The sequence below is a fragment of the Peribacillus simplex genome, from assembly GCF_001542915.1.
GTDB lineage: Bacteria > Bacillota > Bacilli > Bacillales > DSM-1321 > Peribacillus > Peribacillus simplex_B.
In genome coordinates, this window is record NZ_LNNH01000050.1 from 1 (window position 1) to 601 (window position 601).

1 protein-coding gene is annotated in these 601 nt (G+C 56.2%); it reads left to right on the forward strand.

Going from position 1 to position 601, the window contains the following annotated elements:
* Positions 1-152: 152 nt before the first annotated feature.
* Positions 153-601: hypothetical protein (locus AS888_RS26540; RefSeq protein WP_221408620.1), on the forward strand; the 449-nt coding region annotated here is incomplete at its 3' end.

Here is a 601-nt window from a genome sequence, read left to right on the forward strand (position 1 = left end):
TGATTGCCCGCCGTGTTGTGGTGGAGTATTTCGGACGTTGCATTTCACTGCAGGCACTCCCTTTCCGCGGGCGGTCCTTGAGCCTCCTCGGCTTTCAGCCTGCGGTGTCTCACGTAGACGCGCATTTCCCGCAGGAGTGTCGCCGCCTTCCGTTGCATTCCACTTGGTGTGAAACCAAAGTTTGTATTTTGATTGCCCGCCGTTTTGTGGTGGAGTACTTCGGACGTTGCATTTCACTGCAGGCGCTCCCTTTCCGCGGGCGGTCCTTGAGCCTCCTCGGCTTTCAGCCTGCGGTGTCTCACGTAGACGCGTATATCCCGCAGGAGTGTCGCTGCCTTCCGTTGCATTCCACTTGGTGTGAAACCAAAGTTTGTATTTTGATTGCCCGCCGTGTTGTGGTGGAGTATTTCGGACGTTGCATTTCACTGCAGGCACTCCCTTTCCGCGGGCGGTCCTTGAGCCTCCTCGGCTTTCAGCCTGCGGTGTCTCACGTAGACGCGCATATCCCGCAGGAGTGTCGCTGCCTTCCGTTGCATTCCACTTGGTGTGAAACCAAAGTTTGTATTTTGATTGCCCGCCGTGTTGTGGTGGAGTATTTCGG